At 60.4% G+C, this 24336-nt stretch carries 9 protein-coding genes and 1 pseudogene; 5 read left to right on the top strand and 5 right to left on the bottom strand.

Going from position 1 to position 24336, the window contains the following annotated elements; translation table 11 throughout:
- The first annotated feature begins 165 nt into the window (after positions 1–165).
- Entirely contained in the window at positions 166–1575 is a 1410-nt protein-coding gene (locus tag BJI47_RS08545) for a DUF2252 domain-containing protein (RefSeq protein ID WP_254900465.1), read from the top strand.
- A gap of 27 nt (positions 1576–1602) precedes the next feature.
- On the opposite strand, the pseudogene BJI47_RS08540 reads toward BJI47_RS08545, so the two are convergent.
- Positions 1603–3988 (bottom strand): annotated as a pseudogene (locus tag BJI47_RS08540) (ATP-binding cassette domain-containing protein).
- Positions 3989–4122: 134 nt separating this feature from the next.
- On the opposite strand from BJI47_RS08540, the gene BJI47_RS08535 reads away from it, so the two are divergent.
- A complete protein-coding gene (locus tag BJI47_RS08535; RefSeq protein WP_088943324.1) occupies positions 4123–5607 on the top strand; it encodes an amidase in 1485 nt (494 codons plus the stop codon).
- 56 nt (positions 5608–5663) lie between these two features.
- Here the strand turns inward: BJI47_RS08535 and BJI47_RS08530 are convergent, their stop codons facing one another.
- Together BJI47_RS08530 and BJI47_RS08525 are read right to left on the bottom strand one after the other, a co-directional pair.
- The gene (locus BJI47_RS08530; protein ID WP_088943323.1) at positions 5664–6119 is read right to left on the bottom strand and encodes a tellurite resistance TerB family protein; all 456 of its coding nucleotides are present in this window, start codon (positions 6117–6119) and stop codon (positions 5664–5666) included.
- A gap of 103 nt (positions 6120–6222) precedes the next feature.
- A complete protein-coding gene (locus BJI47_RS08525) occupies positions 6223–6555 on the bottom strand; it encodes a hypothetical protein (RefSeq protein ID WP_088943322.1) in 333 nt (110 codons plus the stop codon).
- A gap of 178 nt (positions 6556–6733) precedes the next feature.
- Here BJI47_RS08525 and BJI47_RS08520 point away from each other — a divergent pair, with 178 nt between their 5' ends.
- From BJI47_RS08520 to pabB, 3 genes are all read left to right on the top strand, one after another.
- Positions 6734–7072, top strand: coding sequence for an RNA polymerase-binding protein RbpA (locus BJI47_RS08520; RefSeq protein WP_088943321.1), 339 nt, complete (start codon positions 6734–6736; stop codon positions 7070–7072).
- A gap of 402 nt (positions 7073–7474) precedes the next feature.
- Positions 7475–7849, top strand: a complete 375-nt coding sequence (locus tag BJI47_RS08515) for a chorismate mutase (RefSeq protein ID WP_088943320.1) — start codon at positions 7475–7477, stop codon at positions 7847–7849.
- Between the two features lie 9 nt (positions 7850–7858).
- Complete coding sequence (gene pabB, locus BJI47_RS08510; RefSeq protein ID WP_088943331.1) at positions 7859–9904, top strand: aminodeoxychorismate synthase component I; 2046 nt, start codon at positions 7859–7861, stop codon at positions 9902–9904.
- A 42-nt stretch (positions 9905–9946) separates the two neighbouring features.
- Here the strand turns inward: pabB and BJI47_RS08505 are convergent, their stop codons facing one another.
- Both BJI47_RS08505 and BJI47_RS08500 read right to left on the bottom strand, forming a co-directional pair.
- Positions 9947–10573, bottom strand: coding sequence for a hypothetical protein (locus tag BJI47_RS08505; RefSeq protein WP_254900464.1), 627 nt, complete (start codon positions 10571–10573; stop codon positions 9947–9949).
- A 72-nt stretch (positions 10574–10645) separates the two neighbouring features.
- Positions 10646–24307 carry a non-ribosomal peptide synthetase gene (locus BJI47_RS08500; RefSeq protein ID WP_217808516.1) on the bottom strand — a complete coding sequence of 4554 codons (13662 nt, stop codon included), beginning with the start codon at positions 24305–24307 and terminating at the stop codon, positions 10646–10648.
- Positions 24308–24336 lie beyond the last annotated feature (29 nt).

Raw genomic sequence — 24336 nt, 5'->3', positions numbered from 1 at the left:
CATTATGCCCCGCCACTTTCACGATCACTGCTGAAGCAGAATCATCCTGGGCGGGTGATGCTGTCCGGGCCGGAAAAGAGCAATGCTTGAATGCCGAGGACAACGTCTCTGGTGAACACGACGCGCCTGAGCGATGCGATCTCACATGACGACGAAGGAGTGCCCGTGAGCACACGGTCAACGCCTGAACGGACTCCCGCAGTAGTCGATGCACCGGCACCTGAGCATTCGGGTTCAGGGCGCGATTCTCGTGCCTTGGTATCTCGACGGGAGCTTGGACACTGGAATTCGACTACTCGTGGTCACGACCCGCTGCAGACGATCCTGGCGCAGAGCGATATTCGAGCACCGGACCTCCTCCCGATCCGACATGGGCGAATGAGCCACTCTCCGTGGACGTACTACCGTGGTGCCGCGGCAGTGATGGCCGCCGACCTCGCCTCCACCGCCAATACCGGGATCATGGTCCAGATGTGCGGGGATGCGCACATCCTCAACTACGGTCTCTGGACCTCCCCTGAGCGCAGCCTCATCTTCGATCTGCGCGACTTCGACGAAACTCTGCCCGGGCCGTTCGAATGGGACCTCAAACGTTTTCTTGCGAGCGTGATTGTGCTGGCCCGAGACAACGGTGTTTCAGAAGGTCTTGCACAAGAGGCGGTCCGAGCGGGGTACCGCAATTACCGCAAGCACGTGAAGACTTGCGCGACGATGCCGCAGATCGATGTCTGGTACGACAAAGTCGACGTCGAGCAGTTGGTCGAATATGCCACCACAGACGATGAGAACGCAATGGATGCACTCATCGAGAAGCGTGCCCGGAAACGGACAGGTCGGGTGGCCTCGAAGAAGCTCACCTCGTTGGTCGACGGTCACCGGGTGATTACCGAGGATCCGCCGTATCGAGTGCACAGGCTCGGCGACGCCGCCGAGCAGATACTCCACGACGTGATGCACAAGTACTACGACTCCATCCCCGACCATCTCGACAACCTGCTCACCCGTTACGACGTGGTCGATGCAGTGCGTCAAGTCGTCGGGGTCGGAAGTGTCGGCATGCGGGTGTTCCTGACCCTGCTGGAGGAACGGCGCACAAAAGACCCACTGCTACTGCAGATCAAACAGGCAGGCCCATCGGTCTACGAACAGTTCCTGGGCAAGAGTCAGTACGAAAATCACGGATCACGCGTGGTGCATGGCCAGCGCATGATCCAAAGCGCGACCGACATGTTCGTAGGATGGACATCGTTTCAGGAACCGAACTTGAACCTCGATCTGGACTTCTACGTCCGGCAGTTCCGCGACGGCAAGGTCATCCCCAAGGGCGAGAACATCGCTCTGCGTCTAGCGCAATTCGCTGCAGCCTGCGGCCACGTGCTGGCGCGCGCCCATGCCCGCAGCGGTGATGCTGCAGCTATTGCGGACTATCTCGGTGGTGGCAGCAAGGTCGAGGAAGCGATGGTCGCATTCGCGAGCTCCTACGCCGACCAAAACGCTTCAGACCACGCCCAACTGGCCAAAGCCGTCGCAGACGGCTCCATCCCGTCCGAGCGTGGCTGGCCTGACATGCCATGACGGCGACCCTGCATCGTCGGCTATCGGTCAGTTTCCGACGTATCGCGCCAGGTAGTCGCCGGTAAGGGTCGATCGATCGGCGACGAGATCTGCGGGCGTGCCCTCGAAAACGATCTTGCCGCCGTCGTGTCCGGCTCCCGGTCCGAGATCGATGATCCAGTCCGCATGCGCCATCACAGCTTGATGGTGTTCGATCACCACTACCGATTTACCGGAGTCGACGAGGCGGTCGAGTAGGCCGAGAAATTGCTCGACGTCAGCGAGATGGAGGCCGGTGGTCGGCTCGTCGAGTACGTAGATTCGGCCCTTTTCGCTCAAGTGGGTCGCGAGCTTGAGTCGTTGCCGTTCACCACCGGACAGCGTGGTAAGAGGCTGACCCAGCTTGACGTAGCCGAGGCCGACGTCGCAGAGTCTGCTCAGAATCTTGTGTGCTGACAGTATTTTCGCATCGCCTTCGCCGAAGAAGGCCTCGGCTTCGGATACCGGCATTTCGAGAACTTCGCTGATATTTCGGCCACCGAGGAAGTACTCCAGCACCGATGCCTGAAAACGCTTGCCCTCACACACTTCACAGACGGTGGCAACCCCAGCCATCATTGCGAGATCACTGTAGATGACCCCCGCACCGTTGCAGATCGGGCATGCGCCTTCGGAGTTGGCCGCTGAACAAAGCAGGCTTGACGCCGTTGGCTTTGGCAAACGCCTTCCGAATCGGATCGAGTAGCCCGGTGTACGTAGCTGGATTACTGCGTCGGGATCCGCGGATCGCTCCCTGATCGACCGTGATGACGTCCTCCAGTCCGGAGAGTGATCCGTGGATCAGCGAGCTCTTGCCCGAACCGGCAACACCGGTGACGACGACAAGAATTCCGAGCGGCACATCGACGTCGACAGATCGAAGGTTATGGGACGTCGCGCCGCGGATTTCCACTACCTCGGTGAAGGTGCGGACGGAATTCTTCAGCGCTGCCCGGTCGTCGAAATGCTTGCCCGTGATGGTGCGACTTACACGGAGTCCTTCGACGGTCCCTTCGAAACAGAGCTCTCCTCCCCCGCTGCCGGCGCCGGGACCGAGGTCGATGATGTGGTCACCGATCGCTATCGTTTCCGGTTTGTGCTCTACCACCAGCACCGTGTTGCCTTTGTCGCGAAGCCTCAGGAGGAGGTCGTTCATCCGAGCGATGTCGTGCGGATGCAGGCCTATCGTGGGCTCGTCGAAAACATAGGTGACGTCGGTGAGCGAGGAACCGAGGTGGCGAATCATCTTGGTGCGCTGCGCTTCACCACCGGACAAGGTGCCGGACGGCCGGTCCAGACTCAGGTACCCGAGCCCGATCTCGACGAACGAGTCGAGGATCCCGCTCAACGACGTCAGCAGCGGCGTCATCGTCGGTTCTTTCACACTACCTACCCATTCGGCGAGATCGCTAATTTGTATCGCGCACAGGTCGGCGATGTTTTTGCCCTCGATCTTCGACGATCGTGCAGCCTCGCTGAGCCGAGTGCCGTCGCACTCTGGGCAGGTGGCAAATGTGATTGCGCGTTCGACGAAAGCACGAATGTGGGGTTGCATCGCGTCGACGTCCTTGGCCAGAAAGGACTTTTGAATCTGTGGGATCAGTCCCGTGTACGTCAGGTTGATGCCTTCTGCCTTGATTTTGGTCGGCTCCTTGTAGAGCAGATCGCTCATTTCTCTCTTGGTGTATCTGCCGATCGGTTTGTCCGGATCGAAGAAGCCGCATCCGCGATAGATTCGGCCGTACCAGCCATCCATGCTGTAACCGGGAACGGTAATTGCGTTCTCGTTCAGGGATTTGGCCGCGTCGAACAACGCGGACAGATCGAAGTCGGAGACCGACCCTCGGCCTTCGCACCGTGGGCACATTCCGCCGGTGATGCTGAAACTGCGCCGTTCCTTCGTCTGCCGGCCACCCCGCTCGATGGTGACAGCGCCAGCACCTGATATCGAGGCGACGTTGAATGAGTATGCCTGCGCCGAACCGATGTGTGGCTTGCCGAGCCGGCTGAAGAGGATCCGAAGCATCGCGTTGGCGTCGGTGGCCGTGCCAACCGTCGATCGAGGATCCACACCCATTCGCTGTTGATCGACGATGATCGCCGTCGTCAGACCGTCGAGTACATCGACGTCGGGCCGAGCGAGTGTGGGCATGAAGCCCTGAACGAACGCGCTGTAGGTTTCGTTGATCATCCGCTGTGACTCCGCGGCAATCGTATTGAAAACCAACGAGCTTTTGCCCGAGCCGGAAACCCCGGTGAAGACGGTCAGTCTGCGCTTGGGTATATCGACGCTGATGTCCTTGAGATTGTTCACTGGGGCGCCCTGAACTCGGATCAGATCGTGAGCATCGGCAGCATGCAGCCCGTGCGAATTCGCGGTTCTCTTCGTGACCATGCGTTCGGGTCTCCATCTCCAGAGCAGGTAGCTGTCGCGGCGTATGTGTCGTCACGGTAGCTGTGGTCGCGCTATCCCGCTTCTCGATTCCTGATCCATATTGTCGGCGGGTCCTCGCGGGTTAGCATCTGCGCATGAAGCTCGGCGAATACATGTCCATGGATGCCATGTCGTTGGCAGAAGCTGTTCGTACCCGGCAGATAACTGCGCGCGAACTACTCGATCTCGCACGTGAACGAGCGGGTGAGGTGAACGGCAAGCTGAACGCCATCGTGTCGCCGTTGGACGCTGCAGACGCGCGGGCGGACGACCCGTCGCTCAGCGGCCCTCTGGCAGGTGTGCCGTTTCTGATCAAGGATCTTCTCCAGGAGTACAAGGGATATCCGACGTCGTACGGTTCACGCTCTCTGGCTGACCACATCGCTACCGACCACGCCCTCGTGACACAGCGGTTTCTCGACGCGGGTCTGGTGATCTTCGGGAAGACCAACACACCGGAGTTGGGTGCGAAGGGTGTCACCGAACCGGACTACTGGGGAGCTGCCCGCAGCCCATGGAACCTTTCCCGCACGCCCGGCGGTTCTTCGGGTGGATCCGGCGCGGCCGTAGCTGCTGGGATCGTGCCGGCGGCCGGCGCGAACGACGGCGGCGGTTCGATTCGGATCCCCGCGGCGTGCAACGGTCTCGTCGGCCTCAAACTCAGTCGAGGATTTTCCCCTTACGGTCCGCAGACCGGAGAAATAATGTTCGGAATGGTGACGCAGGGAGTGGTCAGCAGAACTGTGCGCGACAGCGCTGCCCTGTACGACGCGATTGTCGGCCCTGATCCGAACTCGGACTACCACGCTGCACTTCCCGCGCAAGCATTTTCGAAGGATCTCGATCGAGCCCCGGCCCCGCTACGAATTGGCTGGTCCTCGTCCTCGGCGGTCAATCCGACACCGCACCGGGAGGCTGTCGAGGCGGTGGAGCGTACCGCCGAACTGCTCGCAGGCTTGGGGCACCACGTCGAGCAGGCGACGCCGCCATACGACGACTGGGCGCTCTCGCGTGACTTTCTGACGATATGGTTCGCTCAGGTGCACGCGCAGATTGCTGATATCAAAAGACGAACCGGCGCAAGCGATTCCGATTTCGAGGCTGACACTGTGGCAATTGCCGAGTTCGGTCGTTCGAGTGGTTTGCTGGCTACGATCGAGGCTTTGGAACGAACGACGTCCCATGTTCGATCGCTCAGCGCATTCCACGAGCGTTTCGACTACCTGTTGACTCCGACACTGGCCACTCCCCCTCTGCGAGTAGGCGCAACCTCCACCTCGTCGTTGATGCAGAGAACCGCTCGGCTTGTCAGCAAGGTTCGCGGCGGGAAACTGATGGCCCTCAGCGGGGTACTCGACGACGTCATTCAGGACAGCCTCGGGTGGGTGCCCTATACCCAGTTGGCCAATCTCACGGGCCGCCCCGCGATCAGCGTTCCTTTGCATTGGACCGAGGACGGGCTACCACTGGGTGTGCAGTTCGTCGGACGATTGGGATCCGATGGTGAACTACTCCGGCTTGCGGCTCAGCTCGAGGAAGCGCAACCGTGGATTCAGCGATTTCCCGCTCCCGCAGTGTGACCTTGTGACCGCGTAGCCCGCGGTACCGAGCGCAGTCGGAACCGCGGGCGTGTGGGTCAGAGTTCGAACTCGGCCGGATCTATGCCGACGGCGAAGCAGGCGTTGCGTACCGCATTCTTCTCATCGTCATCGAACAGTCCGTCTGCACCACCGATGATGATGCCGATCTGGATGACTGCTCTGGCTTGTTCCGGCTTGGTCTTCAACTTGCCGATGGTGGCAGTAGCTTCCACTTTGCCGAAGTCGAAATCACCGTTCAGCTTGTCGCAGTACCAGTCGAACTTCTGTCGCAGTTCGTCGGCCGGGAACACCTTCAAGGCTTCGTTACTGGCAATGAGCGATGCCGTCTTCTGCCGTTCGGCCGGGTCTATGGTGCCATCCGCTGCGGCGATGAGAGCGCACATCGCCATGCTGCCATTGGCGAATTCTTTGTTCTTGAACTGGACGGTCTTGGTCTGCAACTGCCCGTTCAGCTCTTGGGCCTTCGACTTGAGTTGGTCCCAGAAAGCCATGGATCTCCTTCATTCGGCGTCGCGCCGTTCGCGCGATCGACTCCATTGTCCACACCTTGGTCCGAAGTGTCCGAATCGATGAACCAACCGGCCTCTGTAAGACCTATCGCAACCGCTCGGCGTCCTTTGCTCTGACCAAAAGTTCGACGCACAGTTGAGTGAGTTCATCCGCGGTGGCACCTTCCTGCACAGCAGTCGCCACGTCCTCGGCCGCACATCGGACCTCGAACGTGCGGTCGATCAATGCCGACGCCTCATCGGCCGACAATACGACTGCATCTTCAGGGATGGATGTGCCCTTTACAGCGCTGCGGTGCTCGTATGCCCGCTGTCGGCACGACTGCCGGCAATACCTCCGCCGTCGACCCATTCCGGAGTCGGCGACGTCGCGTCCGCACCATGCGCACGCATGAACTCGACGAGACGACACTGGCATGTACCGAGCCTAACGGTGTGGGACGGTAGAATGACCACGGACTGGCGCCGACAGCGACTTCTCGCGTGCCGATACGGGAACGAACGACGCGGTACAGACGTTGAAATATTTGTGAGTTGCACGAGGGCATCAGTCGCCCCGTGCAAAATCGCATGCACAATGAGGAGAGGACTTCACAATGGCAGACCGCGTACTACGGGGTAGCCGTCTCGGTGCTGTGAGCTACGAGACCGACCGTGACCATGATCTAGCACCTCGCCGTGTTGCGCGGTATCGCTGCGACAACGGTGAAGAGTTCGACATCCCGTTCGCCGACGAAGCCGAGATCCCCGGGACGTGGGCGTGTAAAAACGGTCTCGAAGGTTCGCTTCTCGAGGGCACGGCACCAGAGGCCAAGAAGGTCAAGCCACCGCGTACTCACTGGGACATGCTGCTCGAGCGCCGATCCGTCGACGAGCTCGAGGAGCTTCTCAAGGAACGTATGGACCTTCTGAAGGTCAAGCGCCGAGGCGCCTGACGTCGGGACGTCGAGCGCACGGGCGCTCGACCGGCATGAAGTAGTTTGCGCCGAACGAATGGAAACATTCGTTCGGCGCATTTTTTTACCTCTCTTCATGCGGAGGGTTTGTTTTCGGATAGCCCATATTTCGAATCGACTACAAATGAACAATTTCTTCACGGACGCCATCCCAGCTTCGTCATGTGATGGAAGAATCGTCCCCCGGACCGGCTGCATTTTAAGCGCACTCGGGCCGTGAGTCGGGATCGGCAATCCACAATCGGCAATGCATAATCGGCAATCCACAATCTGCAGCCGATAGCGGTAACAGCTTGCCGAGAACTCTCGATGTATATGTCGACCCAGTAGGTGGAAACGCAGTAGGTGGAAACGCAGTAGGTGGAAACGTAGCTTTCGACGATGGACGCGGCATCCACGGCAGAGCGAGAGGGGCGGCACCAGGTGAACGGGGATACCGAGAATCTTTTGAGTTCTCTACGGGAAGAACTGGATGCGGTCGATCGCCGTCTTCTGGATTCGATTCGTGACCGGATCGATATCTGCGTGCGCGTTGCGCGAGTCAAGCGTGAGTTCGAGATACCGATGATGCAACCGGGCCGCGTCGGGGTCGTTCAGGAGAGGGCCCGCGAGTTCGCGCGTGGCAATGATTTGTCAGAGGACTTTCTCACCTCGGTGTACACGTTGTTGATCGCAGAGGCATGCCGTGTCGAAGACCTCATCATCGACTCGGACTCCCCCACCCAGCGCGCCGTGTCCGACGCGCAGCATCGTTAGGTGATGGCCATGGCTGTACGCACGTTACTCATCGACAACTACGACTCGTTCACCTATAACCTCTACAGCCTGTTGGCAGAGGTGAACGGCGTGCCGCCGGTGGTCGTCATGAATGACGTGCCCTGGGAATCAATCGATTTCGGCAACTTCGACAATGTCGTTGTGTCTCCGGGTCCAGGACGTCCTATGACCGCGCACGACCTCGGAATCAGCGCGCGCGCTATCGAAGAGTGTGAACTACCCATACTTGGCGTGTGCCTGGGCCATCAGGCGATATGTCACCTGCTCGGTGGCGTGGTCGATCTTGCACCCACTCCGATGCACGGTCGAATTTCCGAAGTTGTCCATACCGGTGACGATTTGTTCGAGGGAATTCCGTCACCGTATTCCGTAGTGCGATATCACTCGTTGCTCACAGTGGAAGTGCCGGACGAACTCGAAGCCTTCGCGTGGACCCACGATGGCCTGGTGATGGCGGTTCGTCACCGCATCAAACCGATGTGGGGAGTACAGTTTCATCCGGAGTCGATCAGTACCGACTACGGCCGCGAATTGCTGGCAAACTTTCGGGATCTCACAGTAGCTCGCAAGCCGAGAGCCACCACCGGCCTACCACCTCGCTCACCGTACTCGATCGAGACTCATTGCATAGATGGTGAATTCGATACCGAGCGAGCGTTCTCGGCGCTGTTCGCGAGTGGGCCCAATAGCTTCTGGCTCGACGGTAGTGCCGCGGTCGAGCCGAATTCACAGTTCACCATCATGGGAGACTGTTCTGGCCCGCTTGCGGAGTACGTTACGTACCGAGTAGCCGAGGGACAGGTCCGAGTCGAACGCAGCGACGGATCGGTGGAAACCATCGATTCGACCTTCTTCACCTACCTCGACCGCCAACTGCGTGATCGTGCAACTCCACCACTCGAACACCTGCCCTTTGCATTCGGGCTCGGTTACGTCGGTTACTTGGGCTACGAACTCAAAGCAGATGTCGGCGGGCAGCTCGTCCATACCGCACCGACACCGGACGCCTCGATGGTTTTCGCTGACCGCGCCGTAGTTTTCGACCATGCGGGACGGAAGTGCTACGTCATGGCCCTCGTCCGGGATCGAGCGGAGACAGAAACTGCAAAGTGGTTCGCATCGATCGAGCACGCCTTGAGATCACTTGGCCACGAGGAGAAGCAGGTTCCGGATAAACAGGCGCCGCTGATCGCCCCCCCTGTGCAGAACGAGTTGCCTCTTCGCCACAACCATGCGAAGTATCTGGACCTGATCGAACAATGTCTGGCCGAAATCCGGTCCGGAGAGACATACGAAGTGTGCCTTACCAACACCGCGACCTTCCCCGGTCCGATCGATGCGCTCGGTACCTATTCCTATCTGCGCGAAATCAATCCCACGCCCTACAGCGCATTTCTCAGCTTCGCTGATCTGTCGGTGTCTAGCGCATCACCGGAGCGGTTCTTGCGTATCGACGCCGATCGAATCGTCGAATCGAAGCCGATCAAGGGGACGCGGCCGCGCGGTGAGAGCGCTGAACAGGACGCTGAACTCCGGGCTGATCTTCTCGACAACGAGAAGGACCAGGCCGAAAATCTGATGATTGTCGACCTGGTCCGAAATGATCTTGCCCGCGTGTGTATTCCGGGCTCGGTACATGTCCCCAAATTGTTCGACGTCGAAACGTACGCGCCGGTACATCAATTGGTGTCCACAGTGCGAGGTCGACTACGTGACGATGCTTCTGCCGTCGACTGTGTCAGCGCCGCATTTCCCGGTGGCTCCATGACAGGAGCGCCGAAAATTCGAACGATGGCCATAATCGACAAGCTGGAAGACGGTCCGCGCGGTGTCTATTCCGGAGCGATCGGATACTTGTCGGTGACGGGAACCGCAGACTTCTCGATTGTCATTCGAACCATCGTCTCCACCGAGCACGAGGTCACATTCGGCGTCGGAGGCGCCATCGTTGCGCTGTCGGACCCGGAGGAGGAATTCGAGGAGACGATGGTCAAAGCAGTTTCGATGCGAAGGGCGCTGGGCCGCCGGCCCTGAGGGACGGAGTCAACCGTTCCGCCCCCTCGAGCGTTGGCTCCATCAGGGAGTGGCAAAGTACTCGAACACCGCTGGTTGCACCTGCGGATTCGCATTGAGTGTGCCGATGATCGATCCCGCTACGACGCCGATGGCAGTTCCGATGATGCACCCGGCAATGAAGTTCGGAAAGATCGAGACGCATCCTATGGCGAACCCGAGGGCTGCGCCCACCGCGGTACCTACCGCACCACCGTTTGTATAACCGATAGCGATCTGGTTCAGTGCATTATCGAGTGCAGCTTGCTTGGTGATCGGGCCTGCCACGTCGGTCACGAGCAACGCTGCAGGTTGTGGCGCCAGCAACAACTGTCGACTGCCGAGCACCGCGGGCGCAATCGAATACGACGTACCGTTGATTGTGTAAGCCAATGGTAGGGCGGCCAGGACGTTACCGGATTCTCCGATCACCTGAACTTGGTCGGTAGTTGTGTCGATACGAAACGCGCCCGAATCGAGGATGGTACTGACAGCGCCGTCCGGTAGAACGGAAGTTCGATAATTCACTGTTTCGTTCGCTGCGACCGGATCGGCATACGCCGTGCCGCCCCCGACCGCAATTGTCACTGATGACGTGACGAGCACCGCAGCAAATGTTGCCGTTACTGACTTGATCCGCTTCACAGGCATCCCCAGACCGTAGTTAGACGAATTATTCATTTTATCTCTGCGATGGTATTCGGTACTACCCGATTCGTGTGCTCAATACAGGTTTTCATCAAGATAGCTTTCCAATACCGTGCCGATTTCGGCTAGCACCTGCGGTTCGATCATCTGATTGTGGGCACGGTCGATCTCATGAACTCGGACTTTTCCGGTCACGAATTCATTCCATTGCGCGGGGTCGCGAGAAACTCCATCGCCGGAGCCATGCGCTGCGGAGAAGAACAGAACGTTTCCATCGAAGACCTCGGGCACAAAGCGGTTCATGATTGCCGTCGAGTTACCAAACCCGTCGTTGATCCGTTCCAGATGTTGCGTCGTCACACCAGTGTTGTGCCCGAAGGACTCGTTCAGAAGTTCCACCGCGCGCTCGTAGGTCAGCGGTGCGTCCGACTCCTGGGGCCCGACGTCGAGACCGAGCCCTGCGAGTAGCTCCTCGACGGTGAGGTGGCCTCCGACAGCCTCATCGGGGTCGATCACGTAACTGTCCAGGATCGTCAAGGACTCGACGATGGATTCGCCTCGTCGAAGTTCGACCGCGACCGCATGTGCGATCGCACCACCGAGTGACCAACCGAGAAGGTTGTACGGACCGGACGGCTGAACTTTTCGGATCTCCTCGACGTAGCGGTGTGCGAGAGCCTCAATCGACTCGAAGGCACCACCTTCGGAAATGCTCGGAAGCTGAAGACCGTACACAGGTCGATCGGCCGCGAGGTGTCGCACGATTCCGGAGTAACCCCACGACAGTCCGATGCCGGGGTGAACACAGAACAAAGGTGTTCCGCTTCCCTGCCCACGAAGTGGAATCACGACCGCGAATGCACTGTCGAGAGCAGACGACGAGCTTTCGGCAGAGTCGATTCGGGCGGCAAGCCCAGCCGCAGTCGGGTCCAGGAACAACGCTTGCAGAGGTACGCGAACACCCGTCGCGATCTCCAGCGCAGGTACGACGCGTGTTGCTACCAACGACGTACCTCCGAGGTCGAAGAAGTTGTCGTCGACGCCGATCGTGTCGACTCCGAGAATCTCGATGAAGACCTCGATTACAGAGGCTTCTGTCGCCGACGACGGTGCGCGGTAGGTGACCGTCGCCCCGGTCAGTTCCGGCACCGGCAACGCTCGACGGTCCAACTTACCGACGGGAGTGAGCGGAATCTCGTCGAGAACCACGATTGCTGTTGGGACCATGTGCCGCGGAAGCGATTCGCCGACGAAGTCGAGCAACGTGGCTGTAGTTACCGAGTGCCCATCGGCAATCCGAATGTACGACACCAGGACGGTGTCGCCGGACGGCGCGGCATGACCGATGGTCGCCGCGAACCCGACGGCGTCGTGCGCGGTGAGCGCGGCGTCGATCTCACCGAGTTCGATCCGGAACCCTCGAACCTTGACTTGGAAATCGCTGCGGCCTACGAATTCGATCGTGTGGCCAGCAGTCCAGCGAACTACGTCTCCTGTGCGGTACATACGTTCACCCGGTTCACCGAATGGATCCGCGACGAACCGTTCCGACGTCAAGGCGAAACGAGAAAGGTAGCCGCGAGCAGTTCCAGGTCCGGCTATGTAGAGCTCTCCTGCCACGCCGGCGGGAACCGGACGTAGGCGTGCGTCGAGGACCGAGTAGCGGAAGCCGATTGCCGGCCCGCCCACGTCGATCACCTGACCGGGGACCAGTGGACCACCCACGCTTGCCTGGATCGAAGTCTCGGTCGGGCCGTAACCGTTGAACATTTTTCTGCCCGGTGCCCACCGAGCGACGAGTTCGGGCGTGCACGCTTCTCCACCGACTGCGAGAACACCGACGTCGGTAAGCCGGTCACCGTCGATGGAGGACAGCGCAGCCGGGGTGAGGAAAGCATGCGTGACGTCGGACTGCTCGAGCAGATCTGCCAGATCGTCGCCGCCGAAGATTCCGGGCGGAACGATGACGACAGTGGCTCCCACACCGAAGGCCATGATCAGTTCGTAGATCGAGGCATCGAAGCTCGGGGACGCGATATGGGAGATCCGCGACTTCATGTTCGGATGGAACCGGTGCGTGACTTCCTTTTCCAGATTGGCCAGACCACGGTGCCGCACGGCAACGCCCTTGGGTCGTCCTGTCGAGCCCGAGGTGTATATCAGGTAGGCAGGATGATCGAGCTGCAAGGTCGACGTCCTATCGGCGTCGGTGACCTCCTCGATCGGATAACGCTGCGCATCGTCGACGAAATCTGGATCGTCGATGACGAGCCACGGAATTGTGTCGGGAAGCTGGTCACGGTATTCCGCGACAGTGATACCGATCGGTGCTTTCGAGTCGACGAGCATATGGGCGATGCGATCGGAAGGATAGTTCGGGTCCACCGGAAGGAATGCCGCGCCGGACTTGGTCACCGACCACATCGACACGACCGATTCGATCGACCTCGGCAGGGCAAGTGCGACGAACGACTCGGGGCCCAGGCCGAAGTCGATCAACATGCGCGCGATTCGCGTCGACAGATGGTCCAGATCTCGGTAGGAGATGCTGGTGTCCCGAAATTCCAACGCGATGCCGTCGGGATTCAACGATGCCTCTGTCGTGAGCATTTGCGGCCACGTCTGCTCTTGCACACCGTCATCGCCGCGCGCCGGAGCAAACCTCGGGTGCTCTGCGGGCTCGAGAATGTCCACGTCACCGATCGGTGAAGCGGGGTCGAGGATGACCGAATCCAGTATTCGAACGAAGCGATCTGCGAAGGACTCGACCGTCGCGGGATCGAACAGCGATGTCGCGAAGTCGAATGCAGCTTCGATACCTGCAGGCTGACCGGACTCGTCGAATGTCTCCGATAGCAGCAACTGCAAGTCCTGTTTGGCGACAGGAACATCGAAGTCGAATCCTTCGACGGTGAGTGACGGCAATTCCAGACGTGCCTTGGTGTTGTTCTGGAACGACAACGCGACCTGGGACAACGGTGAGTACGCCGTCGATCGAGCTGGATTGAGGATTTCGACGACACGCTCGAACGGGATCTCCGTGTGACCGAAAGCTTCGAGATCGCCGTCGACGACTCGACCGAGCAACGACTCGAACGGTTCGGCGCCATCGACGACAGTACGAAGTACGAGAGTGTTGACGAACATGCCGATCAGGTCGTCGAGTGCCGCTTCACCTCTGCCTGCCACCGGAGTGGTGATAGCGATATCCTCTGACCCGCTGAGGCGGGCGAGGGTCGCAGCAAATGCACCGTGAACGACCATGAACATGGTGGCGTTCCGCTCGCGGACGAATTCCGTCATGCGCCGGTGCAAGTCCTTGTCGATGGAGAATACGACGCGTCCTCCGCGGAAGTCCTGCATGTTCGGCCGTGGACGATCCGTCGGCAGCGGAAGCAAGTCGGGCACTCCGCGAAGTGTCGTGCGCCAGAAATCCAATTGTCCGCCGGCGATGCTGGCCGAGTCCTTTTCGTCGCCGAGTAGTTCGCGCTGCCAGAGCGTGTAATCGGCGTATTGCACGGGCAACGGTGCCCATGCGGGCGCACTCGAGGCAGACCGAGCGGAGTAGGCGATCATCACGTCGCGGGCGAGAGGGGCCATCGAGGCTCCATCCGCCGCGATGTGGTGTACCACGACGGCGAGCACATGGGTGGGTTCGGCTGAGGACTCGACTCGGTACAGCGCAAGACGAATCGGGATCTCGGTAGTGACGTCGAATCCGGTCCCGGCAAACGCGGCGATAGCATCGCGAAGGTCGCCTTCTGCGATGGAGGCCACCGAAACAGCAGGAACGATGTTCTCGGTTCGGTGGATTCGTTGTTCGGGCATCATGCCGTCGGACGGGAATGTCGTCCGCAGGGATTCGTGCCGATCGAGCAGGTCCGCGACTGCCAGTTCGAGGGCCGTCAGGTCGAGTTCTCCGGTCAAGCGCACCACCAGCGGCACGTTGTACGCGGGCGAGGTCGGATCGAAGGTGTTGATGAACCACATGCGCTGTTGCGCCAGCGACAGCGGGATCCGCTCGGGGCGACCGACGGCACGCAGGACAGGTCGGTCAGCAGCAGGTGAGGACGTTCCGATGGCCGAAGCCAATCCTGCGACTGTGGGCGTTTCGAAGATTGCTCGAACTCCCAGTCCCGCACCGCTCGCGGCGTTGATGCGCGCGATCACTCGGGTCGCCGACAAGGAATCTCCACCCAGATCGAAGAAGTTGTCGAGGGCACCGAAGCGTTCGATTCCGAGAGTCTCTTCGAACACGGTCGCAACCGCGACCTCGAGCGCGTTCCGCGGCGCTACGTATGTGCCTGCATCCGAGCCGAATTCGGGTTCGGGTAGTGCCCGGCGGTCGAGCTTGCCGACCGGTGTCAGCGGTATTTCAGCAAGCTGGACGAAAAGTGACGGCACCATGTGGCAGGGAAGGCTCGCCGACGCATGTGCCGTCAGTTCCGCGCTGTCGATCTCCGACGAGCGCTCGGCGGCACGGACATATGCAACCAGAACTGTTGCACCAGATGGTGATTCGGACCCAACGGTGACAACGAAGCTGACGGCAGGGTGGGTGGAAAGTACAGCGTCGATCTCGCCGAGTTCGATGCGGAACCCGCGCACCTTGACCTGAAAATCACTGCGCCCGATGTATTCGACGGTGCGTTCGGGTGTCCAGCGAACGACGTCGCCGGTTCGGTACATACGAGCGCCGGCCAACCCGAACGGGTTTGCAACGAAGCGTTCGGAAGTCAGTGCTCCTCGTGCGTGATATCCACGTGCCAGTCCTGCGCCTGCAAGATACAACTCACCCGGCACGCCGACAGGGACGGGCTGCATCCTGGTGTCGAGTACCACTTCGTACACCGCGCGGATGGGACCACCGATTGTCAGAGCCGAATCAGCATCCAACGGGTCGCTGATGTTCGACATGATGGTCGTCTCGGTCGGACCGTAACCGTTGAACAAATTACGTCCGGGTGCCCAGGTGGCAACCAATTCGGCAGGAACCTTCTCGCCGCCGACGACCACGTGTTGGAACGAGTCGAGACCGGCAGGATCCACCGAGGCGAGAACCGACGGAGTGATGAAACCGTGGGTGACCCTCTCGGACGCGAGAATGTTGGTGAGTTCTTCGCCGCCATAGACCGTCGGCGGGACGATGACCATCGTCGCGCCGACACCGAAAGCCAACAGGTACTCGAGCACCGAGGCATCGAAGCTCGGCGACGACACATGCAGAGTCCTCGACTGCGGGGTGATCTCGTATCGCTCGGATTGCTCGAGAGCGAAATTGTCGAGACCGGTATGCGTTACTACAACACCCTTGGGCAATCCGGTCGATCCGGAGGTGTAGATGGCGTAGGCGATGCTGTCGAGCGCGATGCCCGCGACCCGCTCGTCCTCGAGAAGCGGCGCCGAAGAGTATTCGTCGAGTTCTTCCGTGGTCTGCGGGTCATCGAGAACGATCCATGCGCCGCCACCGGCCAGCGTCTCCGGCAGTCCGGACACATTGCCCTGCACAGTCAATCCGAAGTGCGCGTTGGAGTCGCCGATCATGTGGTCGATCCGATCCCGCGGATACGCAGGATCGACAGGGACGAACGCGGCACCGGACTTGGCGACTGCCCAGACCGAAACGACGGATTCGATCGACCGTGAAAGACCGATGGCTACGAACGATTCCGCATACACCCCACGTGCCAAGAGCAATCGGGCGAGCCGGTTGGACTGACGATCGAGCTCGCCGTATGTCAAGGTCCGCTCACCGAAACGATCGGCGAAGTGAAGAGCCTGGTGCTCGGGGTCGACAGCTGCTGCCTGTTCGAGAATGTGCGGCAACAACCTGCTCGAGCCGCCCTCGGAGCCGACGACCGGTGCCAGTGAAGCATGTTCGATGTCATCGAGCAGACGAACCTGGGCCAACGGGCTGCGATCATCGGTGAGAACAGCGTGAAGCACCCGCTCGACGCGGGCGACCGTCCGATCGATCTGTTCGGCGGTGAAGAGATCGGGCAGGTACTTCGCCTTCAAATGGAGCCGTTCGTCCACCGAGGCAACGAGAGTCAGCGGATAATGTGCAGCGTCCGAGCCCAGAACGTCGGCCACCTTCATTCCCGCAATATCGGTCTCCTCCGACAACCCGGCGCGGTCGACCGGATACGACTCGAAGACTGTCAGGGTGTCGAACGAGACGCCTGGGCCCGCCGCGCGCTGGATGTCGGTAAGACCAAGGTAGTGATGGTCCAGCAATGCCGCCTGTTCCACCTGCACACGATCGATGAGGTCGCCGACCGGTTCGGCTGGGTTCAGCGTAATGCGCACCGGCAATGTGTTGATGAACAGGCCGATCATCGACTCGATGCCGTTGACTTCCGGTGGCCTGCCGGACACCGTGGCACCGAAGACGACGTCGGTGCGACCGGTCAGCGCGGCAAGCACTATTCCCCAGGCGCTTTGGACGATGGTATTGAGCGTCGAACCACGATGTGCGGCAAACTCTCGAAGCGCCGTAGTGGTCTCTCGTGACAACGACCGAGTTCTCTCCACCGAAGTCGTCGAGAGATGACGGCCACGATCTGCATCGGCGAGAAGGGTGGGTTCTTCGACGCCAGCGAGAGCACGCCTCCATTCCGCGGTGGACAGCGAAGAGTCGCGGGTGTGCATCCACGCCAGGTAGTCGCGATACGCGGGTACCCGAGGCAACATCGAATCGTCACCCGAAGTGGCGTAGAGGGTCAACAGTTCCTTGATCAGCAGAGGTGTCGACCATCCGTCGAGCAGGATGTGGTGGTTGGTCATCAACAGACGCCACTCCCCCTCTGCCTTGGTGATCAACGTGAACCTGAGCAGCGGAGCACGATCCAGTGCGAATCGCGTGGCGCGGTCGGTTTCGAGAACACGGTCGAGGGCGCAATCACTGTCGATTTCGCCGCGCAGATCGACATGGCTCCATGGAACCCGAATGCCCGTTTGAACGACCTGCACGGATTCGCCGTCTGCATTGTGCACGAACGCAGTTCGAAGATTGGCGTGTCGATCGAGCAAGGTCTGCGCCGCAGCCTTCATCCGGTCGGCGTCCACGATGCCGCGCAGCTCCAACCCGAGTTGCACCATGTAAGCGTCGACACCGGTGTCGACGCTCTGATCGACCTCGCCCGCCAGCCGGGCGTGAAACAGCAGCCCGGACTGCAACGGCGACATCGACCAGACATCGTCGAGGGTAGGAAAGTGTGACTCGAGCTCGGAGATGGTCGCCTGATCGAGATCCACCAAATCCAGGTCCGACGGCGTGAAACCACCCGCATCCGGAGTCGTCGCGTGCGTCGTCAACGCAGTGAGTGCGGCAACCCAGAGTTCGATCAGTCGGTCCACTTCGTGCGAGGCGAGGACACCGGCCGGATAGGCGAAAGTAGCGTCCAAAACGGAGCCTGTCGGTGTCGCGTTCGTGACGGCGTTGATGTCCAGAACAGCTGGAACGGGCATGTTCGGGTTCTGTGCGTCGCCCAACGTAGTGTCCGACACCGGAATCCATCCGACATCCTGCATATTCTCCGACGAACCGGCGGCGAAGCGCCCCAGGTAGTTGAAGCTGACCTGTGGCCGTGGGAACCCGCCCAGGACAGTTCTACCTTCCTCGGTCAGATACCGCAGCATGCCGTATCCGATACCGTGATCCGGGATCGCCAACAGCTGTTCCTTCACCGATTTGATGGCATCGCCGGCCGCGGGTCCCCCTTCGAGGACGTCGTCGAGATCTATTCCGGTCAGACCCAGGCGCACCGGGAAGATAGTGGTGAACCATCCGACGGTACGTCCGAGATCTGCACCCGGCACGACGCCGTCTTCACGACCATGGCCCTCCAAAGTGACAAGGGCATTGTCGGCAGTCGAGCCCTGCTCACGTCGCCAGGCCGTCAGTGCCACAGCGAGACCGGTCAAAAGTCCGTCGTTGACGCTGCCATGGAATTTCTCCGGGAGAGTCGTCAGAAGGTGTTCGGTGACAGTCGTCGGCAACGACACTCTGATGCGTTCGACGGTGGCGTCGACGTCCACGGTCGGATCCAGGGCCCGTGAACCGATGACCTCGTCGGCTCCGGCGAGCATGCCCTGCCACAGCGACAACTCGTCCGTACGCGTCTCGGCGACCTCGGCGAGGCCTGTTGCCCATCGACGCATCGAGGTTCCGGTCTCGGGCAGTGTGGGTTCGGTACCGGCCACCGCGTGCGCCCAAGCCGAAGCCAGGTCCGGCACGAGGATGCGCCAGGACACCCCGTCGATCACCAGGTGATGCGCGACGATGAGAAGACGACCACGGCCCGAGCAGTCTGCGAACCAGACCAGCTGAATCATTCGACCGACCGTCGGATCGAGACGGTCTGCGGCAGAATCCAATTCGAGCGCGGCTAAGGTAGAGAACTCGGATCCTTCGATCGAGTCGACTTCGACCCTGTGGATGATCGATGAAGCCTCTACCGAACCGACTGGCTCCACCGTTTCCGACCAGACACCGTCATCGTTCCGGTACAGGCGTGCACGGAGCATGTCGTGGGTGTCCAGCACGGTCTGAACAGTGGTGTGGAGAATCTCCCGCTCGATCTGCGTGGGCAGTTGCAGCAGCGCAGTCTGGGTGTATCGACCGAACTCTTCGCTGCGCTCGAGCATCCACTGCACGACGGGGGTCAGCGGAAGGTCACCGACTCCACCACCCGGCAACTCCTCGAGGACCACAGCTTCGGAGTCCTCGGCGCGGCGAGCTACTTCGGCCAGTGCCGCAACGCTCTTGCGTTCGAACACGTCTCGCGGAGCGATGACCAATCCTGCTGCCTTGGCGCGCGAGACCAGCTGGATCGACATGATGCTGTCGCCACCGAGTGCGAAGAACGAGTCGTTCACTCCGACTGCATCCAGTCCGAGAACCTCGGCGAACAACGACGCAAGGCTTTCTTCGATCGGCGTCGCTGGGGCCCGGCTCAACGTGACACTCGAGGCGAAGTCCGGTGCCGGCAGAGCTCGGCGATCGAGTTTTCCGTTGGCCGTCAACGGAAGTGCATCCAGGACGATGACCGATGCGGGCACCATGTACGACGTCAGCGTCCCACTTACGAACTCCAGAATCGACGAAGTGTCCACGGTCCGGCCCGCTTCCGGCACGACATAGCCGACAAGACGATCGCCTGCCCCGTCGTCGCGAACCGAGACCACCGATTGAGCGACGCCGTCGTAGCTGGACAACGCAGCCTCGATCTCACCGAGTTCGATTCGGAATCCATGTAGCTGGATCTGCATGTCACTACGGCCGAGATACTCGAGTTGGCCGGCACGGTTCCACCGAGCGGTGTCACCGGTGCGATACATCCGAGTTCCCGCGCTGCTGTCGGGGTCCGCGACGAAGCGCGTCGACGTCAGAGCTGTTCGACCGAGGTACCCGCGTGAAAGTTGTGCACCGGATACATACATTTCGCCGGTGACGCCAGGAGGAACCAGACCCAAGCGTCGATCACGCACGGACACGGTCAATCCGGGGATCGCCTGCCCGATTACGCTCGCGGACGCGGAGGCGGCGAACTTCTTGTCGAGCGGCAGATAACTGACATGCACGGTGGTTTCGGTGATTCCGTACATATTCACCAGAGTGGGGGAATCCTCGGCATGTCGGTCGTACCAACGACCGAGCTGACCCAGATCGAGTGCCTCGCCGCCGAAGATCACGTAGCGCAACGCCAGTGCATCGGAATCGGCAGGCGCCGTACGGTCCGCCTCGGCGAATTGGTAGAACGCCGTCGGTGTCTGATTGAGCACGGTGACCTGTTCGGAAACCAGTAGCTCACGGAACAGTTCCGGCGAGCGTGCAGTGTAGTAGTCGACAACGACCAGCTTGCCGCCGTACAGCAACGGACCCCAGAGTTCCCATACCGAGAAGTCGAAAGCGTAGGAGTGGAACATCGTCCACACATCGGACTCATCGAAACCGAACTTACCGATGGTGTTCTCGAAGAGCGTCGCGACGGTCGCATGCGTAACTTGAACGCCCTTGGGACGGCCGGTGCTCCCCGATGTATAGATGACGTACGCGACCGAATCCGGCCTGGCGTCGCAGACACGCTCGTTCGAAGACAACGGTTCCGGCGACAGCGAATCCAAAGTCGACACGGTTTCCGGGTCGTCTATCAGGACCGTTGGGAGTGCTTCGGTGGGAACCGACTCCACGTCCCGAGTCGTCGAGACGACACACACGGGCCGAGCATCGTCGAGCATGAACGCCAGTCGGTCTGCCGGATAGGTGACGTCGACGGGGAGATATCCGCCGCCGGCTTTGAGTACCGCCAGCAGTACGACGATCAACTCGGCAGTCCGCGGCATAGCAACTGCAACGAGCGTTTCCGGACCCACCCCGATCGAGACCAGTTGGCGTGCAAGCTGGTTCGCGCGAGCCTCGAGTTGAGTGTAGGAATACTCGGTTTCACCATCGACGACGGCCGTCGAGTCGGGGAATCGACGAACAGTGGACTCGAACCGCGCGGTCAGGGTCTCGCTCGACGGCAGTGTTCCTGGGTGATTCCAGTCGGACCGCATCGCAGCCGTCTCGGCGGGTTCCACTATCTCGATCTCACCGATCGTGACCGTCGAGTCTGCGGTCACAGCATCGACGATTGCGACGAATCTGTCAGTGAACTTCTGCACCGAGTCCTCGTCGAACAGGTCGACGGCATAGGTCAGTGCACCCGACATCCCTGCGGGAGAACCTGATTCGTCGAAACGCTCCGACATCGTCAACTGCAGGTCGAATTTTGCGACCCCGGCATCGAATTCGAGAGCCGTGACGCTGAGATCGGGTAGTTCGAGGTGTGCGCTCTGGTTGTTCTGGAATTCCAGTAGTACTTGGAACAGTGGTGAGTGATCGGTGGAGCGGGTCGGTGCCAGGGCGTCGACGAGTCGCTCGAATGGGATGTCGGTGTTGTCGAAGGCCGCGAGATCTGCTGCACGGGTAGCAGCGAGAAGTTCGGTGAAACTCGCGTGCGGTGAGACCTCTGTCCGCAGAACGAGGGTCCCGACGAACATACCGACCAGGTTGTCCAAGCCTGCTTCACCGCGCCCGGCGATGGGAGTACCGACCGTGATGTCCTCGGTACCACTGAGACGGGCCATGAGAATGGACCACGCGGCATGAACAACCATGAAAACCGTCGAGCGAGTCTCGCGTGCGATGCCGACAATACGGGCGTGAAATGCCGGGTCGATATCGAAGGACACCGAGGCACCGCGATTGGATTGACGCGTCGGGCGTGGGTGATCGATCGGCAACGGCAACACATCCGGCACATCCGCCAACGCCTGCGACCAAAACGCCAACTGACGCGACAGCACAGACTCCGGATCATCCTCGCTACCGAGAACCTCACGCTGCCACAACGTGTAATCGACATACTGCACCGCCAACGGCTCCCACAACGGAGCCCGACCAGCCACCCGAGCGCTGTACGCCACCATCACATCAGCAGCAAGCGGCGCCATCGACGCACCATCAGCAGCAATATGATGCACCACAATCGCCAACACGAACTCATCGACACCCACCCGATACAACGACGCCCGAAACGGCACATCCACCGTCACATCGAACCCCGCACCAGCATCGGCAAGAATCCGCTCCTGAACACCCACCGCATCGATCTCCACAACCGCCAACTCCACCACCACATCGGAAACAGACCCGATCAACTGACGCGGCAACTCACCCTCCACCGGGAACGTAGTCCGCAACGACTCGTGACGAGCCAACACATCCCCCACCGCAGCCTCGAGCGAAGCAACATCGAGCGCACCCGACAACCGCACCGCAAGCGGAATATTGTAAGCAGGCGAAGACGTATCGAACTGATTGATAAACCACATCCGCTGCTGCGCCAGCGACAACGGAATCACCGACGGCCGCTCCACCACACCCAACACCGGACGCGAACTCTCGACGACACTATCTGTTGCGCGAGTGGAAAGCATTGCAACGGTGGGTGATTCGAACAACATCCGAACACTGATATTCGAGCCGAGTGCAGCATTGACGCGCGCCGTCACTCGAGTAGCACTGAGCGAATCACCACCGAGATCGAAGAAATTGTCATCGACGCCGATAGCTTCGACACTGAGCACTTCTGCGAACACCCGCGCGATGGCTACTTCCGTCTCGTTGCGTGGTGCACGCCCGCTGCCGATGCTGGGCAACTCTGGCATGGGTAGTGCTCGGCGGTCCAACTTACCCGCCGCAGTCAACGGAATCGAATCCAACACCACAAACACCGACGGAACCATATGCCCCGGCAACACCGACACCACCCGCTCACGCACCACCTCGACATCGACCAACCCACCACCGACACCGAACACATACGACACCAACACCGTCGCCCCCGTAGGACCATCGACACCCACCGTCGCCACGAAATCAACCTCAGGAAGAGCCGCGATCACCGCATCGATCTCACCCAACTCGATCCGGAAACCACGAACCTTCACCTGAAAATCACTACGACCCACATACTCCAAAACCCCAGAACCAGTCCACCGCACCACATCACCCGTGCGATACATCCGCTCCCCCACAACCGAAAACGGCGCCGCGACGAACCGCTCCGCCGTCAAACCCAACCGATCATGATAACCACGCGCCAACCCCGGACCAGCCAAATACAACTCACCCGCAACACCCACCGGAACCGGCTGCAAACGCGAATCCAACACCACCACAGCAAAACCCGACACCGGAGAACCGATATCAACCGGAACACCCGGCGACATCGGCGCACTCAACGACGCAAACACCGTCGCCTCCGTCGGACCATACGCATTGAACATCAACCGACCCGGCGCCCAACGATCAACCAAATCCGACCCAGAAGCATCACCACCGGTCGCCACCACTGCAAGCGCATCCAGACCGGCCGGATCCACCGACGCCAACGCCGCCGGCGTGACGAACGCATGCGTGACGGCCTCCTCACGCAACAACTGAGCAAGCTCCACACCACCGAAAACATCGGTCGGCGCAATCACCATCGTCGCACCACCAGAAAACGCCAACACCAACTCGAGCACCGACGCATCGAAACTCGGCGACGCAAACGCCAACGTCCGCGAAGCAGGAGTAACCCCGAACCGAACCCGCTCCACCTCAGCCAAATTCGACAGACCCCGATGCGTCACCACCACACCCTTCGGCACACCCGTCGAACCCGACGTATAAATCAAATACGCAGCATCATCGAGACGAACCGAACCCAACCGATCGCTGCTCAAAAGTGGCTCGGCTGAAAGATCGTCGAGTTCTCCTACGGTCGACTCCTCATCCATGACGATCCACGACACCCCGCCGGCGGCCTGCCCCAGATCGGACACATACTCAGCCGCAGTAATACCCACCGCCGCACCAGAATCGGACAACATATGAGCAATACGATCCACCGGATACGACGGATCCACCGGTAAGAACGCACCACCAGCCTTCGCCACCGCCCACACCGCAACCACCGACTCCACCGAACGCCGCAACCCCAACGCCACAAACGAACCCACACCCACACCACGACCGATCAACAACCGCGCCAACCGCGACGACCGAACATCCAACTCCCCATACGACACCGACACCCCACCACACACCAACGCAATCGCATCCACACCGGCAACACCCACCGCAGCAGACAAAATCTCCGGCAACAACCCACCCACCACCGACACACCACCACGCACCGGCACCAACAACTCACGCTCGGACACCGACAACA

Source organism: Rhodococcus sp. 1168, from assembly GCF_002091955.1.
GTDB lineage: Bacteria > Actinomycetota > Actinomycetes > Mycobacteriales > Mycobacteriaceae > Rhodococcoides.
This window is presented reverse-complemented; position numbering and strand designations above follow the sequence as displayed.

Excerpts from the sequence above, each read along its gene's own strand:
- BJI47_RS08535 (WP_088943324.1), top strand. The coding sequence starts at position 4,123 with ATGAAGCTCGGCGAATACATGTCCATGGATGCCATGTCGTTGGCAGAA.
- BJI47_RS08530 (WP_088943323.1), bottom strand. The coding sequence starts at position 6,119 with ATGGCTTTCTGGGACCAACTCAAGTCGAAGGCCCAAGAGCTGAACGGG.
- BJI47_RS08525 (WP_088943322.1), bottom strand. The coding sequence starts at position 6,555 with ATGCCAGTGTCGTCTCGTCGAGTTCATGCGTGCGCATGGTGCGGACGC.
- BJI47_RS08520 (WP_088943321.1), top strand. The coding sequence starts at position 6,734 with ATGGCAGACCGCGTACTACGGGGTAGCCGTCTCGGTGCTGTGAGCTAC.
- BJI47_RS08515 (WP_088943320.1), top strand. The coding sequence starts at position 7,475 with ATGGACGCGGCATCCACGGCAGAGCGAGAGGGGCGGCACCAGGTGAAC.
- pabB (WP_088943331.1), top strand. The coding sequence starts at position 7,859 with ATGGCTGTACGCACGTTACTCATCGACAACTACGACTCGTTCACCTAT.
- BJI47_RS08505 (WP_254900464.1), bottom strand. The coding sequence starts at position 10,573 with ATGCCTGTGAAGCGGATCAAGTCAGTAACGGCAACATTTGCTGCGGTG.